The organism is Paenibacillus sp. HGF5, assembly GCF_000204455.1.
GTDB classification, from domain to species: Bacteria; Bacillota; Bacilli; order Paenibacillales; family Paenibacillaceae; genus Paenibacillus_AQ; species Paenibacillus_AQ lautus_A.
The window spans coordinates 1-16,691 of sequence record NZ_AEXS01000071.1; the positions used below are offsets into that span (position 1 = coordinate 1).

Here is a 16,691-nt window from a genome sequence, read left to right on the forward strand (position 1 = left end):
AATGCCCGGGTACCGGGAGGGCGATTTCAATTCGATCAGCAAGCCGATCCGGCTACCGAAGTGCTCAAGCACCTCCGCCAATGTCGGAATGACTTCTCCTTTGAACGACGAATCGTACCACGAACCCGCATCCAGCCGCCGCAGCTCCTCCAAGGTTAGGCCGCCCACTTCTCCTTGCCCGTCGGTGGTTCGCTCAACCGTGGAATCATGGATCACCACGACTTCTCCATCCTTGCTCAGCTGAACATCCAGCTCCAGCATATCCGCTCCCATGTCAAACGCTTTGACAAACGAAGCCATCGTATTCTCAGGCGCATAACCCGACGCCCCCCGATGGGCGATATTGACCCAGGACTGGTCGCGATCATCCCCGGACCTGATCCAGGCCTCCCGTTCCCTGGCTTGATGAAATGGATAATGAGGCACGTCGGCTGCCGTTTGGGAACCGGTTACTGCCAGCAGAGCAGCAAAGATAACCATCATTCGTTTCATAGGGGCTTCCCATCTCCTAGTCCTGCTTTGATCGCTTTATAACTTCTTAAACTAGAGGAGCCTTGTTCGTCCGCTCATCCTTTGTCATATCTTCTCAAGCTAATTCTTCCCTTTCCTCCCCCTTTTCAGTCGGTAAAAATGGAGGAAAACGGCTTTTCAAGGCTCAACAATTCGTTCATTCTGGATTTTGGCTATTGTAATATGAACGTAAATGGAGTAATTTGTACTTATATGAACGTTATAAATGGATTATAAAATGACTCTTAAGGAGATGACATGCAATGGAAAGACGTTATGCCTCACATCCGAATGAAGTGAAACAATTTGACACGGAACGGCTTCGCAAGGAATTCCATATACCCGTCCTGTTTACGCCCGACAAGCTGGAGCTGGTCCTGACGCATGAAGACCGTTTGATTATCGGGGGTGCCGCACCCGTACGGGAGCAGGTCAAGCTGGATACCGACCTTAAAGAGCTGGGCGTTTCCTCTTTCCTTGAGCGCCGTGAGCTTGGCATCATCAATATCGGCGGACACGGTACCGTCCTGGTTGACGGGACGGAGCATGAGCTGAACAACAAAGAATGCCTGTACGTTGGCATGGGGACCGAAGAGGTCATTTTCCAAAGCACCGATCCGGCCAATCCTGCCAAATTCTATTTGAATTCGGCGCCGGCCCACCAATCGTTCCCGACGGCCAAAGCCACCCTTGAAGAAGCCGATTCCAGCGCTTTGGGTGACATCAAAAATTCCAATGATCGCGTGATCTATCGCTTCATTCATCAAAAAGGCATTCAGAGTGCCCAGCTTGTCATGGGCATGACCCTGCTGAAGGAAGGGAACATGTGGAACACGATGCCTGCCCATACGCATCCAAGACGCATGGAGGCGTATCTTTATTTTGACTTGCCGGAGGATGCGGTTGCCATCCATCTGATGGGTGAACCAAGCGAAACTCGCCACATCGTCATGCGCAACGAACAGGCCGTGATTTCGCCGAGCTGGTCGATCCACAGCGGAGTGGGCACAAGCAACTATACCTTTATCTGGGGCATGGCAGGGGACAACAAACGTTATGATGATATGGACCCCGTGTCCATGAAGGATTTAAAATAGAGGGGAATATCCATTAACCCACGGAAGAGTTGAGAACCATATGAACCCGTTACGACGTTATGAAAAAATAATGGAGTACCTTCTAACCCATAAAGAAGTGACCGTCGCCGATTTGAGCCAGCAGCTTCAGGTAACCGGAAAAACCATTCGCGAGGATTTGACCAAGCTCGAGGAGCAGGGCCTGATCGTCCGCGTGCACGGCGGTGCCGTGCTGGCCCACAGCGACCAATTCGGCATCCTGCCCTCAAAAGAACCGCTGGCCAAGCACCCGGATGAGAAGACCGAAATCGCGCAGAAGGCACTGAAGCATATCAACACGGACGACATCATTGCCCTTGACGGCGGCAGCACCACGCTGGAGATCGCCCGCAGGCTGGAGGATATGCCGTTAACGGTCATTACGAACGATGTCTATATCATCAGCGAGCTGGCGACCAAGAATCATATCCGGCTGGTCGTTCCGGGGGGCTACCGGGTGCGGAACATGCTCGCAGGCCCGGAAGGCGTAGCGTACGTAACGCAGCTGAACATTCAAAAAGCCTTTATATCCGCCACGGGCGTCCATCTTGACCATGGATTGTCCATCTATACCGGGGATTTGATTCCGTTCAAACGGGCCTTAATCGAAACCTCGGCGGAGGTTTATGCCGTAGTCGATCATCATAAATTCGGTCAGACGGCCTTACGGACTTTTTCATCCTTGCAGGAGATCAGCGGCATCATGACCGATGCGGGGCTGTCTCCCGGGACGGTAAAGCAATACGAGGGAGCCGGCGTTACCATGCTGTAACCGCCAGCTTTGAGACTCTTACCTCTATAACGAACCGCCTAGTTTCGTACTGCATCCATTTAGCGAACATATGAGAGGGGAATAACGGAGCATGAACAGGTTTGATTTATCAGGCAAAACGGCGATCGTCACCGGCTCGGCCCGCGGACTGGGGCAAGGCATCGCCATAGCGCTGGCCGAGGCCGGCGCGGATATCGTTGCCGTGTCCATGAATACAAGCGCCGAAACGATTGAAGCCATCAAGGGATTCGGCAGAAAAGCCTCCGAGATTCGGGTCGATTTAAGCGATCAAAGCAAACTTCAGCAGACCTTTGATCAAGCGCTGGAGCTGACCGGGCATGTGGACATTCTGGTAAACAATGCCGGCATTATCCGCCGGACCCCGGCCAAGGATCACGGCGTGCAGGATTGGCTTGACGTGATCGACTTGAATTTGAACACCGTATTTTTGCTGTCCCAACTGGCCGGGAGACATATGATCGAACGCGGCAGCGGCAAGATCATTAACATTTGCTCCATGCTGTCCTACCAAGGCGGAATCAACGTGCCTGGTTACACGGCGAGCAAGCATGGCGTTGCCGGCTTAACCAAGGCTTTGGCCAACGAATGGGCAGCCAGCGGCATCCAGGTGAACGGCATTGCTCCCGGTTACATCGAAACCGATAACACGGCAGCCATCCGTCAGGACGAGGATCGCCGCACGTCCATTACGGACCGCATTCCGGCCGGACGCTGGGGCAAGCCCGAGGATATCGGAGGCCCTGCCGTGTTCCTCGCTTCCGCCGCTTCGGATTACATGAACGGGCATGTGTTATGCGTGGACGGCGGATGGATGGCCCGTTAACCAGGAAACGGCGTTATCTTTAAGTTTTGCCGGAGTGAGCTCCAACCGATTCTAGCGATAAGAGGCCTTGCGCTTTCTGCTGCTGTTGCAGCCGGAGGAGGCAAGGCCTCTTTTGTTCGTTTACTCTTACGTAGAATTAGTACGCTTTATTATGGCCGGGCACTGACATTTCGCGAATATATGAACCATCCTTTGGGACATGCTAACTTTACGAAATGGGCCTCGAAGGACCGTGAATAAAGAAAGGATGGTTTTTGGAGTCATGCGCGGAACAAAATCGATACGTTATGTCAGTCTTGTCTGCTTGCTTTCTCTCTTCGGTTCCATTGTGCTTAGCGGCTGTACGGTGAACAGCAACGACCGGGTCCCGTCCCCGAACATGGGCGTTAATCCATACCGGGTGAACACCGGCTTCCTGCTTCGGAATGCCGTGGAACGCGGAACCCTGCGAATCGCCACGGAACGGGATTATCCCCCTTTCAGTTACCATGGTACAGGCGGAATACTTACGGGATTCGATGTGGAAATCGCTGAAGAGGTTGCCCGTCATATGGAGCTAAAGGCCGAATTCGTTGAGACCGAGTGGGAGAATCTGCTGCCAGGGCTGACGGAAGGTAAATACGACGCCGTCTTCAACCAGATCGAAGACCGGCCGGACCGGCGGGCGCTCTATGATTTTTCCGTCGCTTACTTATCCTCTACCCCCGTCCTCCTGGTTCATTCCTCGGGCAAAGCTCAGATCCGTACCTTCTCGGATATCAAGGGCAAGCGCGTCGGCCTGAACCCAACCGGAATCTATAAGGATATGGCCAAGCGGTACGGAGCGGAAGCGGTCCCGATTAAATATATATCCGACGCCGCTAACAAGCTCGCAAATGGAGACCTGGATGCCGTCATTTCGGACCAGCTATCGGTGACCAACCTGAAGCAGCAGTTCCCGGAAATGCCGGTCGCTGCCGCCGAATCCGCCGATCAAGTATCCGAGATTTCCGCAGCCTTTGTGAAAGGGAATCCGGATCTCGTGGCGGCCGTGGATAATGCCCTGGCTACCATGCAGCAGGATGGAACGTATTTGACCATATGGAACAAATACTTCGGGGACGCTCCGATCAGTTACAAAGGCATTCATGACCGCAAGGTTAAATAAAGCCATTCCTACCTTGCGCCAAAAAAGGCGCTTGCCCTGCTGGATACCAGCAAAGCAAGCGCCTTTTTATCATGCTTATTATGATTCTTCGGTTTTGGCCTCTTCCGCATTCGCTTCCTCAGCGTCCGCTTCACCCTCGGTCTCCGCCGCCTCCACCGCGCGAGGCACGATGACCGTGGCTAGAATTTCCTCTTCCGAAGCGTGTAATGTGATACCCTCCGGCACCTTAAGATCAGCTACCGTGAGCTTGTCCCCAATCTCCAGCGTGGATACATCCGCTTCCAGGGTAGTTGGCAGATCGCCCGGCAAACCCTCTACTTCGATTTCCGTGACCTGAGTTTGCAGGATGCCCCCGGACTTCGTTCCGGCAGCAGTACCCTGATAATCCACAGGGATGCTGACACGAACCGGCTTGTTCATGGAGATGCGCAGGAAGTCCACATGGGATACGTTGCCGCGTCTCTTCTGAATATCCTTAATCAACACCGGCACTTTGCCAGAGCCCGGAATATCTAGCTGAAACACCTCGGAACGCCCGGTGTGGAACAGCTTGGCCGTATCCTTGAAATCTACAGCTACGGGGATGCTTTCCTCCCCCGCACCGTATACAACACCGGGAAGTCCGCCGCTTTCGCGAAGCTCTCGGCGAGAAGCCCGGGTAAATTCATCACGCACATTAGCTTTGAGTTGAACTGTGTTTCCTTTTGACATGAGTGACATCCTCCTTTATCGAAAACAAAGTCTATCTCATTATTACCCTATTTACCTGCTAACTAATCATGGAATTTCGATGTTTTAAATGACAATGCAGCGGGTAATAAAGAGTACCCCTTTTGAAAATATGTAAATAAGAGCCCTTTTCACCATGGAAAGGGCTCCTTGTTATTTCATCCTATTTTAACTGGCGATATCCCGCTGCTCTTTAGTGTCGCTGTCTTCGCTTAGACCGCTTCGCAGCGCAATCCGAACCTCTGCTTCATCCGGCGGAATATCGATAAACCAATCCTTCTCGCCTTCCCGGTCCTCCCAATCATTCAGCCTGACGATACAGCCGATCCGATCGGTTCCGGAAGCCGCGTAGAAGACCGCCCGCGCCCTGCCGCTGTCCGTGAGGGAGAATGGAATGCTGCCATCCTTCACGCCCGTTCCCCATACCCATACGTTCCAGCCCTCGTACCCTTGGTCGCGTCTCTCATATTCGATCTCAACGGCCGTCAACCCCTGTTTCATCTGGGCCAGATCCTCATATAACACCATGAGCGACAGACCTTGAACGACTGCCTTCCCTTGATCCAGCGCCTGGATCGTATCCGTTCCCGCCTGACGATCATTCACCACGATGTTCCAGCGGTAAGGGGTAGGCGGCAGATCCACCGGCATTTCATGTTCATTGCCGTTAACGATGACGACGATTTGCCCCCAGCTGCCTTGTTCGGCTGGCTTCGTAAGGCGGTAAGCGATGATCCGATCGCTGCTTCGCAGCACTTCCATATGGCCTTCGATCTCTTCTCTTGACGCCATCCGGAACGCCGGATGGGCTTTTCGCAGGGCGATAAGACCTCTGTAATAATCGAACACCGGTTTGAAGCGTCGCTTATTGGACCAGCGAATGGCATTGATGGCGTCCCCGCTGCGGTAGCTGTTATGATCGCCGTATTTCGTGCGCAGCAGCTCATCGCCCGCATGCAGCAGCGGAATCCCCTGGGAGAGCAGCACGATGCCGTTAGCCAGCAAGCTCCGGCGCACGGCCGCAGCCGACATCACATCTTCATCGGGTATGCCGGCATAGGGTGTGGACGCAGCGGTTGCCTGCCATACATCTCCTCCGTTAACCAGCTTCCCATCCGTCAAACGGAGAAGCCCTGCCTGCTCTTCCATGCCTTGCGCCACTAAAATTTTGTCCCACAGATTCAAATTGTCGTGCACGGTGACATAATTCACCGTTTCCTCCGGGTGGAGCGCAAAATCATGGATCGAGCCCATCATTCCTTCAACGACGGCCCCTTCGTACCATGGCTCGCCCGTAGCAAACCCTCGGCCGCGCCCGTCATTGTCCCCCTTGATGGCATGCCGGAAATGATCATTAAATACGGCGAAGCCTTGACCCTTCTGGCTTCCCTTGACGGTTTGCTCCGTTAACGGGCTCATTCCTCCCGTCCATGGCTCACCATAGAACAAGAGAGAACGGTCGACCTCTCGGCGCAGCTCGCTTACGATCTCTTTTATCGTCGTTGTATCGATCAGAGCCATCAGATCAAACCGGAAACCATCGATATGATATTCCTCGGCCCAGTATTTTAACGAATCCTTGATGTATTTGCGCACCATCGGCTTCTCCGTGGCCAGCTCATTCCCTACGCCCGAACCGTTCGATAGATTCCCGTATCCGTCCTTGCGATAGAAGTACCCCGGCGCCAATCGTTCGAACGGGCCGTCGTCCACCGTATACGTATGGTTGTAAACCACATCCATGACGACGCGGATTCCCCTTGCATGGAGCGCCAAAACCATCTCCTTCAGCTCCCGGATGCGCACGATCGGATCCATGGGATCTGTTGCATACGAACCTTCAGGCACATTGTAATTCTGCGGATCGTAGCCCCAATTATACTCGCGGCTTAAGCGCCCGCTTGCATATCCGTCCAGCTCATTGACCGTCCGAAAATCAAATACCGGCAGCAGATGCACATGGGTCACACCCAATTCTTCAAGATGATCCAGACCAAGGGCGTTTCCTTCGGAGTCTCGCAGACCGCCCTCCGTAAATGCCTTGTATTTTCCTCTATATTTCATTCCCGAATCCGTATGGATCGAGAAATCGCGTACATGCAGCTCATAGAGCACCGAATCCGTAGGCTTTAGCAGGTTGGGTCTAACATCCTGCTCCCACCCCGGCGGATTGCTCTTCGCCAGGTCGACCACCGCGCTGCGGCAGCCATTCGCGGACACAGCGGTTGCATAAGGGTCAACGGCATAACAGACGGCCCCCTCCGCAGATTCGATTCGGTACATATAATAAGTTCCATGAAGATCACAGTTTACCTGAGCCGACCATACGCCGTCCTCATTCCGGACCATCGCATACAGCGTACCACCCTCGTGATCCGTCACAAGACCCTGCTCGTTATATTCTCCCGGACCATCATATAAAGCCAGCTTTACATTAACCGCATCCGGAGCCCATACCTGAAAGGCCGTTCCCTCTCTTCGGTAGGTCGCTCCCAGCTTAACGCTTGTGCAGCTCTTGATCATGTCCATACTCATCGTCACCGTCACTTATAGTAGATTTACTTCCTAGTATGGGCGCCTGAATCATAAGACAGACCTCTAGCACATGAATTTAGAACGCTTTCATATATCATGGTATGCCAAAAGCCCTGAATTGGTTTGGGTTCCAGGCCAATTCACTATATATTTAGGCTATTATACTAGCAAATATGCCCGGTGTCTTTCTTTTGACAAAAAAACATCTGTCCGCTATGGACAGATGTTGTCAATGTGATGCTATCGTGGAAAAAGATTGGTAGAGTCCCCAGAAACAAACGTAATACGACACTGCAGGGATCGATCAAGTTGTACGTTGTCTTCCTTCTTACTCGGCTGCAGCCTCAATGGATTCCACCAGAGCCACTACTTCCTCTGCGGTACCCATTTCAAGCGCTTTGGCTGAAAGTGCCTGCATATCGCTGCGGGACAGCTTCCCGATCTGGCTGCGAGCCGGCAGAATGGAGGTGGCGCTCATGCTGAACTCATCCAGCCCCAGACCGAGCAGAATCGGAATAGCAGTCGCGTCGCCGGCCATTTCGCCGCACATGCCTACCCAGCGGCCTTCGCGATGGGCGGCATCGATGACCATTTTAACCAGTCGCAGAATCGCCGGATTGTATGGCTGGTATAGATACGCAACCCGTTCATTCATGCGGTCGGCGGCCATCGTGTATTGAATCAGGTCATTGGTTCCGATGCTGAAGAAATCCACCTCTTTGGCAAATTGATCGGCAAGCACGGCGGTAGATGGAATCTCCACCATGATGCCCAGCTGGATTTCTTCGGATACTGGAATGCCTTCGCTTATAAGCTTAGCCTTTTCTTCCTCCAGAAGTGCTTTGGCTTCGCGGAACTCGCCCAGTGTCGCTATCATGGGAAACATGATTCGCAGGTTTCCGTGGACGCTTGCACGCAGCAGTGCCCGAAGCTGTGTTCTGAAAATATCCTGGCGGTCCAGGCACAATCTGACGGCACGGAATCCGAGGAACGGATTCATTTCCTTGGGAAGATCCAGATACGGCAGCTCCTTATCCCCGCCGATATCAAGCGTGCGAACAACAACCGGCTTGCCTTCCATTTTCTCCAAAACCGATTTGTAAGCGACATACTGGATCTCTTCGGAAGGAAGTTTGTCTCTGCCCATGTACAGGAATTCTGTACGGTACAATCCTACGGCTTCTCCGCCGTTCTCCAGCACGCCGGCCACATCATTCGGTGTCCCGATGTTGGCAGCCAGCTCCACATGGATTCCGTCCTTGGAAACCGTCGGTTCGGAGCGCAGCTTCTTCCACTCCTCCACCTGCTTGGCATAGGCGTCCTGCTTCGCACGGTATTGTTCTACGATGGCTTCCGTAGGATTAACGATGACATCCCCTTCCAATCCGTCAACGATGATCAAATCCCCGTTTTGGACCGCAGAGAGCACGTTCTTCGTCCCGACGACAGCCGGAATTTCAAGTGAACGGGCCATGATGGCGGAGTGCGAGGTACGTCCGCCGATATTCGTCGTGAAGCCCTTAACGTAGTTCCGGTTCAATTGCGCGGTATCCGACGGAGTCAAATCCTCTGCAACCACGATCACTTCTTCGCTGATCTCCGAAGGGCTGACATAATTCAAGCCGAGCAGATGCTTCAGGATGCGCTTGGTGACGTCGCGCATATCCGCTGCTCGCTCCTGCAAGTAGGCGCTCTTCATGTTCTCGAACATTTGAATGAACTGGGTTGCCGTTTCGTTCAACGCATATTCCGCGTTAACCGATTCGGAAGCGATTTTCGCCTTGACCGGTTCAATCAATTCGGGATCATTCAGGATGAGAAGGTGAGATTCGAAAATCTCAGCCTTCTTCTCCCCGAGTTCCTGAAGCGTGCGGGCTTTGATCGCTTCCAGCTCAGCCTGTGACTGGGCCAAAGCCGCATCCAGCTTCGCGAGCTCCGCATCCGTGTCCGTCACTTGCTTCTCCGAGACGGAATAATCCGGATGCTCCAGCGTAAAAACACGTGCTATCGCGATACCTGCGGAAGCCGCGATACCTTTCAAATTATTCATGAAGCTCGCCTAGCCCTTCGTTCACCATCACTTCTTGCAATGCTGTCAGCGCCTCGCTTTCATTGCCGCCTTCCGTGATCAGTGTCAATGTGTCGCCTTGCTCCAATCCGAGGGACAGAACGCCCAGAATCGACTTCAGCGTTACTTTTTTGCCGTTAGCTTCGGCAAAAGAGTTGGTATCCTGGAATTTGTTAGCCGTATTCACCAATGCGGTTGCCGGGCGTGCGTGAATTCCGTCTTCGTCAATAATTCTGAATGTTTGTTGCATGTTCATCATCCTACTTTCGTATATTTTAATTTTTAGAATCCTGGAAACCATCGTGAGGTTAAGGTTTCAATATGGTAATGATCCCTTCCTCGCCGCTTTTTACTTCACCGGTCTTGTTCAGCTTCACGGAAGCTCCCTCCGGCAGATTCGAGAAGATAATAGGAGAAATGATCGATTTGGCATTTTCCTTTACATAATCCAGATCCACTTGCATGATCGGTTGACCCGTGGAGACCAGGTCCCCCTCTTGCACAAGGACTTCAAATCCTTGCCCTTTCAGCTTAACGGTATTGACGCCGATATGGACAAGCACTTCCTTGCCGCCATCCGACATAATGCCGACGGCATGCTTGCTGGGGAACACATTGAACACGGTGCCGTTAACGGGAGACACAATCGTTCCGTTATGAGGCACGATCGCAAATCCATCACCTGTCATCCGTTCGGCAAACACGGGGTCAGGCACATGGGAAATATCCATAAGCTCTCCATCGGCCGGCGATACGATTTCCTCCATAACGAGCGTTTCCCCGTCATGTCCGGCCTGCTGTTCCTCTTGAGCTGTCGGCATCGTCTCCGGAGCAGCCGCTTGAGGTGCAGTGGTCGGCGTTATTCCCGACATGATGTCCTGGATTTGCGATTTGATCGTATCGGAACGGGTTCCAAATATCGCCTGGATATTATTCCCCACCTCCAGCACGCCAGACGCACCCAGCTGCTTCAGCCTTGCCTTATCGACATGGCCCTTGTCTTTTACCTCTACGCGCAGACGAGTGATGCATGCATCCAGATGCGCGATGTTAGGCTGGCCGCCCAGTGCAGTCAGGATATTATACGGCAGATCATTTTTACTGCCAGCGCCCGCTGCCCCGGAGCCTGATTCCGGCTCGGTCGTCGTAGCTTCCTCGCGCCCCGGCGTCCTCAGATTGAATTTCCGAATGACAAAACGGAAGCCGAAGTAATAGATTACAGCCATAATAGCACCCACGATGAGAACATTCCACCATGGCGTCCGGTTCGGAATGACACCGAAGATCATGTAGTCGATCAGGCCGCCGGAGAATGTCATGCCGATTTTGGTGCCCAAAATATGCATGGTCATGAAGGACAGGCCGGCAAACAGCGCATGCACGGCGAACAGGATCGGTGCTACGAACAGGAACGAGAACTCAAGCGGTTCCGTGATCCCGGTCAAGAAGGAAGTCAGCGCCGCAGACCCCATGATGCCGGCCACGAACTTTTTGTTCTCCGGTCTTGCCTCATGATAGATGGCAAGCGCAGCCGCAGGGAGACCGAACATCATGAACGGATACTTACCCGTCATGAAGGTGCCTGCCGTAAACTCGACGCCGTCCCGAAGCTGGGCCATGAATATGTTCTGGTCCCCTCGAACCAATTGTCCTGCCTGGTTCAGGTATTCCCCGAATTCAAACCAGAACGGGGAGTAGAAGATGTGGTGCAGGCCAAACGGAATCAATCCGCGTTCCACGACGCCGAACACAAAAGCGGACAGCGTCAGATTTTGTTCCAGCATGAAATGCGATGCCGTGTTAAGCGCCGACTGGATCGGCGGCCATATAAACACCATCAACAGACCAAGCAAAACGGACGTTGCGGCCGTCATAATCGGAACAAAACGTTTTCCTGCAAAAAAGCCCAGATAGGACGGAAGCTCGATTTTGAAAAACCGTCGGTACATGCTGGCTGCCAATATACCGACGATAATTCCGCCGAATACCCCGGTAGCCAACGTCGGAATGCCAAGCACGCTGGCATATTCATAATTCGTGCCGACCATGGCCGGCGTCACGCCGATCACGCTGCCCATGGTGACGTTCATGACAAGGTAACCGATGATCGCGGCCAGTCCCGCAACGCCTTCACCTCCGGCCAAACCGACCGCAACCCCCACTGCAAACAGCAAGGATAGGTTCGTGAATACGATTTGTCCCGCATTCATCATGACCGTGGCAGCCGCTTGAACCCAGGCCGCATCCAGCCAAGGTGCATATTGCAGGAAATCGGGGTTGACCAGCATATTTCCAAGACCGAGCAATAGTCCGGCCGCCGGCAATATGGCCACTGGCAGCATCAGAGCTTTACCGACCCTTTGCAGTACGCCAAAAAGCCGCTTAAACATGAAAATTCTCACCCTCTGTCTCTAGTTGTTATCACAAGCTGCAGGTAGATCATCATAAAACCATCAAACCAAAAAAGGCATGAGTGACCACAGGTAAATGGATGGCTAATCTCATGGATTAGATTACCCAAAAATGGGTAATAACAACCAAATTCCTGCAATACTCATGCCTGATCGAATCAGTTACACGTTGGATTTGAAGTTTTATGGTTCATAACTGTTCGTATTGTAACACCGTTCATTTATCGTTGCAACCACATGGTAAGGGACTTAATAAAATCTTCACATTTGCTCGCCCTGCTCTTTACGCTGGACCAACCGTTCCAAATGAATGGTCAAATAACCGGCCTCAGCGGGATAGACGGGTTTCTTCAGCCGCTGCTCCATCATCTTGGTCAACTTCCATGCCAAGGAATATGTCTCGGGATATTCACGCTTCAGAAGGCCGTCAAGCGAACTCGTCTCGTTCACCGCTTCTCCCCGCCGAATCCGCTCCAACGCAAACCGGAGGTGCGTCAGCAATCGGGAATAATCCAGCGTATCCCTCGGAATGGCGTACTCCAGCTGCTGCTCGACGGTATGCACCAGGTCCGCGATCAGCTCCGAGTGCTTGCGGACCTCGGAAATATGCTGGTTCGTAAGCGCACCATGAAAATGTAAGGCAATGAATCCGATTTCTTCTTCGCCTAAGTCAACACCGAGCTTCTCCCGAATGGTACGGACGGCATATTCGGCCATCTCGTACTCTTCAGGGTACATCTCTTTGGTTTCGTATAAAAAAGGATTGTGGATATAAAGACCTTGGGCATGGCGTTTAATGGCAAATGCGATATGGTCCGTCAAGGCAATGTGGATATGCTCATTCAGAGGAGCGTTGCTGGACTTGGCGGCATTCAGAATAATATCATTCATCGCCTCAATCAGCTTCTCGTCGATGTGAGGCACCAGCTGCTTATACTGCTCCTGCTCCTCCGGTTTGGTCAAAATGAACATCTTCTCGGCAGCGGCGGCAGGGATACGGTCTTTATTCTTCCGGTTAAAGCCGATGCCCTTGCCGATAACAACAACCTCGCCATGTTGAGGATGCTTCGCTATGATTACATTATTGTTCAACACTTTAGCCACTTGTAAGCTGCTCACGTTCGCACCTCTTTTTGATTCATACGCGTATACTCGGATATCTTATCAGAAATATAAGAGCGCGGCAAAATCATTTGTGGTTGCCAAAGTCTTCAAGGTGCCGTACCGCTGCCTGCCACCATGTATTCCGGCCCTGCTTACGCTTGATCTACTCTTCCTTAGCGGCACTTGTCTCTACAGGGACCGGTACAAGCTCCTGCTCGATTGACACCGGCTTTTGAGCCGTGGCGGATTTTTTCGTTGTTAATCCCTTAATGAGATCCTCCACGTCAATCCCGGACACACTTTTCAGCATCTCAGGCGCCGTGGACATCAGCTCGGTCACATAATTGCTCACGCGAGCCGCTCCTTCGCCTTTGCCCGTATCGACAACCGTCAGCTTGTCGATGGACGAGATCGGCTGAGCAATCTTGCCGGCAAGCTCAGGCAGCATTTTCACGATGATATCGAGCACAGCAGCCTCGCCGAACTTCTGGAACGCTTCGGCCAGCTTCTCTTTGGCATCAGCTTCGGCAATACCGCGCAGGCGGATGACCTCGGCTTCGGCCGTACCTTTCGCGCGCTCTGCATCCGCAACCGCCATACCGTCAAGGCGCTTCTGTTCGGCAGACGCTTTGGCCTGCGTTTCGATGGAGTATTGCACAGCATCCGCTTCGCGCATCTTCCGGGCTTTATCCGCTTCGGCGGCCTGCTCAACGGCATAGCGATCCGCTTCGGCTTTTTTCTTCACGTCCGCGTCATACTGCTTCTCGCGAACCATGATTTCTTTTTCCTGCAGATCGATTTCGCGTTCCTTACGAACGAGCTCAACCTTCATCTGCTCCTCGACCACCGTTTGTCTGGCACGGGCTTCCTGAATATGATAAGCTTGGTCCGCTTCGGCCTTCGCCGTATCCTGCTCCTTCTTAAAGGACGCGACCTTCAGCTCACGTTCCTTCTCGGCTTCCGCGATATTGGTATCGCGTACGACCTCGGCCTTCTGTCCTTCTTCTTCTGCGCGCGCCTTCTGAATCCGAGCATCCCGCATCGCTTCGGCTTCGGCAATCTCCGCATCCCGCTTGACCGTAGCAATCCGCGGTTTACCAAGCGCTTCCAGATATCCGTGCTTATCGCGAACGTCCTTAATGGTAAAGGAGACGATCTGCAGACCCATCTTCTTCAGGTCTCTTGCTGCAACCCCCTGAACTTCCTGCGCGAACTTGTCGCGGTTACGATATACTTCCTCTACTGTCATGGAACCGAGAATGGCGCGAAGATGGCCTTCCAGCACCTCCTGGGCTTCACCCTTCAGCGCTTCAATGGGCTTGCCCATGAATTGCTCGGCTGCAGTCGCCACATCTTCGATCGAGCTTCCCACTTTAATGATGGCCACCCCGTCAGCCATAACCGGCACGCCCTGCTCCGTGTACACTTCAGGCGTCATGACATCCAGTTTATGAGATAAGAGCGATACGAATTCGGAGCGCTGAAACACGGGGAGTATAAAAGCGCCGCCGCCGCGCACGATTTTGATTTTGCGGCCGGATTCGTCCTCCGACAAATTTTTGCTTCCCAAAAAAGAACCGGTGACAATCATCGCTTCATCCGGGCTCACCGTTTTGTAGCGGGCCCAGAACGCAAGTCCTAACACGACAATGACGCCTACAACAATCGACGGAATTACTAAGTACTCTGGCATTGAATCAATCCTCTCCTTTTCGTTCTTCCAGTTCGGACACCCTCAGGACGCCATCAACAATGTCGACAACCACCACGCGGACACCTGCCGGAAGCGTTTGACGATCAAAGCTGGAGGCAATGTGCATCGTGTTGCCTGCGCCGACCTTGACCATCACTTCCCCGAATCCTTCAGCAGGAAGCGGCACCGTGACTACGCCGATCCTGCCCGCAAGCTCCTTGATGGAGAAGCCCGTCGAGTTCTCGCTGTTCTCCATCGGCTTCACGTACCCGAAGTAGACGAGAATCGAAATGACGATGGCCGCCAAGACAGATAGCGTTACATGGGCACCTGCCGCCAAATCCGTGTATTTCGTCAGCATGATTCCGGTTCCGCCGAATACGGTGATTCCCCCAGCGATCACAACCGGATTGAAAAAATCCACTGACAAAAAGTCCAACAATCCGTCAAGCGCCGAGCTAAGTATGTCGCCTAGCACCACGGTTACGATGGCGAAGATCACGCCTCCGATCAGACAGCCCCAATATAACGCTTCCATGTTGATTGCCCCCTCTGGAATTCCTTACTGTGTATAACAAGTAATACGGCAAAATGTTTGCTAAAGTTTCAATTATTTGCCTCAAACGTATGAAAATCTCTTCATATCTATATTCGACGCCCCAGCAAAAAAGCCTGCACGGCTTGAACCGGCAGGCTTTAAAACCATTTTCTATTCCTTGTCAGCTAACGACAGGACAACCCCTATAACGACATCCGATAGATTTCAACGACGTCCTCGCGCTGCAGCTTGCGGAAGTTGCCAAAAGGACCGAAGCGCATCGCTTTATCGGCCATGGACCCGATCTCGCGATCGTCGATATCGTAATCTCCCAGCGTGCTCGGCGCACCGATGGAAGTCCAGAAGCGGCGAAGCGCCTCGATTCCTTCCAGTCCGGCCGCTTCATCGCTTTTTCCGGCTGCATCAACACCGAATACATTCACGGCAAGCGACTTGAAGCGCTGAGGATCCGCGTTCAGATTATATTTCATCCAGTTCGGGAACAGGATCGCCAGGCCCCCGCCGTGCGGAATGTCATATACGGCAGACACCGCGTGCTCGATGTTATGGGTTCCCCAGTCGCCGGCCATACCCATGTTGATCATCCCGTTCAGCGCCATCGTCCCGCAGTACATGATCGTCTCGCGGTGCTCATAGTTCTCCAGGTCCTCAACCAGCTTCGGCGCCGTTTCGATAACGGTTCGAAGAATCGTTTCGCAGAACCCGTCCTGTACCGGCGTATTGGTATCTTGGTGGAAGTAGTGCTCCAGTACGTGGGACATGATATCCACGATACCGTACACCGTTTGATCCCGGGGAAGGGAGAATGTATGCACAGGGTCCAGGATCGAAAATGCGGGATAAGCATGCGGGCTGCCCCAGCCCATCTTCTCTTGGGTCACTTCATTGGTGATGACGGAGCCGCCGTTCATCTCCGATCCCGTTGCGGCCATCGTAAGCACCGTTCCAAGCGGCAGACCCGCTTGCGGTAAGGCTTTGCGCTCTACGAAATCCCACATATCTCCGTCATACTTGGCCCCTACGGCAATCGCTTTGGAGCAGTCGAGGACGCTTCCGCCGCCGACGGCCAAAATGAGGTCAATGTGATGCTCCCGGCACAACTCCACTCCTTTATGTACCGTTGACAGGCGCGGGTTCGGTTCCACCCCGGCAAGCTCCGTCACCACCGCATTCGCTTCTTTCAGCAAGGCGATGACCTGATCGT

Annotated in this window: 14 protein-coding genes; 4 read left to right on the top strand and 10 right to left on the bottom strand. The window is 53.0% G+C overall.

The window, feature by feature from the left end:
• Positions 1-492 (bottom strand): glycerophosphodiester phosphodiesterase (locus HMPREF9412_RS12215; protein WP_009591828.1); only part of this gene is annotated, 492 nt, incomplete at its 3' end.
• 281 nt (positions 493-773) lie between these two features.
• Between HMPREF9412_RS12215 and kduI the strand changes: the two genes are divergently transcribed.
• The 4 genes from kduI (at position 774) to HMPREF9412_RS12235 (ending at position 4,388) form a co-directional block, all read left to right on the top strand.
• On the top strand, positions 774-1,607 hold the full coding sequence (gene kduI, locus HMPREF9412_RS12220) for a 5-dehydro-4-deoxy-D-glucuronate isomerase (protein ID WP_009591835.1): 834 nt from the start codon (positions 774-776) through the stop codon (positions 1,605-1,607).
• Positions 1,608-1,647: 40 nt separating this feature from the next.
• Positions 1,648-2,397: a DeoR/GlpR family DNA-binding transcription regulator gene (locus HMPREF9412_RS12225; protein WP_009591827.1), complete on the top strand. Its 750-nt coding sequence runs from the start codon at positions 1,648-1,650 to the stop codon at positions 2,395-2,397.
• Between the two features lie 91 nt (positions 2,398-2,488).
• Positions 2,489-3,241, top strand: a complete 753-nt coding sequence (gene kduD / locus HMPREF9412_RS12230) for a 2-dehydro-3-deoxy-D-gluconate 5-dehydrogenase KduD (protein WP_009591832.1) — start codon at positions 2,489-2,491, stop codon at positions 3,239-3,241.
• A gap of 262 nt (positions 3,242-3,503) precedes the next feature.
• Positions 3,504-4,388 carry a transporter substrate-binding domain-containing protein gene (locus tag HMPREF9412_RS12235; protein WP_009591840.1) on the top strand — a complete coding sequence of 295 codons (885 nt, stop codon included), beginning with the start codon at positions 3,504-3,506 and terminating at the stop codon, positions 4,386-4,388.
• Positions 4,389-4,466: 78 nt separating this feature from the next.
• Here the strand turns inward: HMPREF9412_RS12235 and HMPREF9412_RS12240 are convergent, their stop codons facing one another.
• The 9 genes from HMPREF9412_RS12240 to HMPREF9412_RS12280 form a co-directional block, all read right to left on the bottom strand.
• Positions 4,467-5,099, bottom strand: a complete 633-nt coding sequence (locus HMPREF9412_RS12240) for a 50S ribosomal protein L25 (protein WP_009591836.1) — start codon at positions 5,097-5,099, stop codon at positions 4,467-4,469.
• Positions 5,100-5,285: 186 nt separating this feature from the next.
• Positions 5,286-7,646 carry a type I pullulanase gene (gene pulA, locus HMPREF9412_RS12245; RefSeq protein ID WP_441295369.1) on the bottom strand — a complete coding sequence of 787 codons (2,361 nt, stop codon included), beginning with the start codon at positions 7,644-7,646 and terminating at the stop codon, positions 5,286-5,288.
• Positions 7,647-7,980: 334 nt separating this feature from the next.
• Positions 7,981-9,702, bottom strand: coding sequence for a phosphoenolpyruvate--protein phosphotransferase (gene ptsP, locus HMPREF9412_RS12250; protein WP_009591838.1), 1,722 nt, complete (start codon positions 9,700-9,702; stop codon positions 7,981-7,983).
• The gene (locus tag HMPREF9412_RS12255; RefSeq protein ID WP_009591829.1) at positions 9,695-9,970 is read right to left on the bottom strand and encodes an HPr family phosphocarrier protein; all 276 of its coding nucleotides are present in this window, start codon (positions 9,968-9,970) and stop codon (positions 9,695-9,697) included. Before HMPREF9412_RS12255 ends, ptsP begins: the two co-directional genes overlap by 8 nt.
• Positions 9,971-10,028: 58 nt before the next feature.
• Positions 10,029-12,110, bottom strand: coding sequence for a glucose-specific PTS transporter subunit IIBC (gene ptsG / locus HMPREF9412_RS12260; RefSeq protein WP_009591833.1), 2,082 nt, complete (start codon positions 12,108-12,110; stop codon positions 10,029-10,031).
• 282 nt (positions 12,111-12,392) lie between these two features.
• Positions 12,393-13,250 (bottom strand): glucose PTS transporter transcription antiterminator GlcT, encoded by an 858-nt coding sequence (gene glcT, locus HMPREF9412_RS12265; protein ID WP_009591837.1) that lies wholly within the window; start codon positions 13,248-13,250, stop codon positions 12,393-12,395.
• A 148-nt stretch (positions 13,251-13,398) separates the two neighbouring features.
• Positions 13,399-14,928, bottom strand: a complete 1,530-nt coding sequence (locus tag HMPREF9412_RS12270) for a flotillin family protein (protein ID WP_009591831.1) — start codon at positions 14,926-14,928, stop codon at positions 13,399-13,401.
• 4 nt (positions 14,929-14,932) lie between these two features.
• Positions 14,933-15,466, bottom strand: a complete 534-nt coding sequence (locus tag HMPREF9412_RS12275; protein ID WP_009591830.1) for a hypothetical protein — start codon at positions 15,464-15,466, stop codon at positions 14,933-14,935.
• A gap of 203 nt (positions 15,467-15,669) precedes the next feature.
• The coding region (locus tag HMPREF9412_RS12280) for an iron-containing alcohol dehydrogenase (protein WP_009591839.1) at positions 15,670-16,691 on the bottom strand (1,022 nt) is incomplete at its 5' end.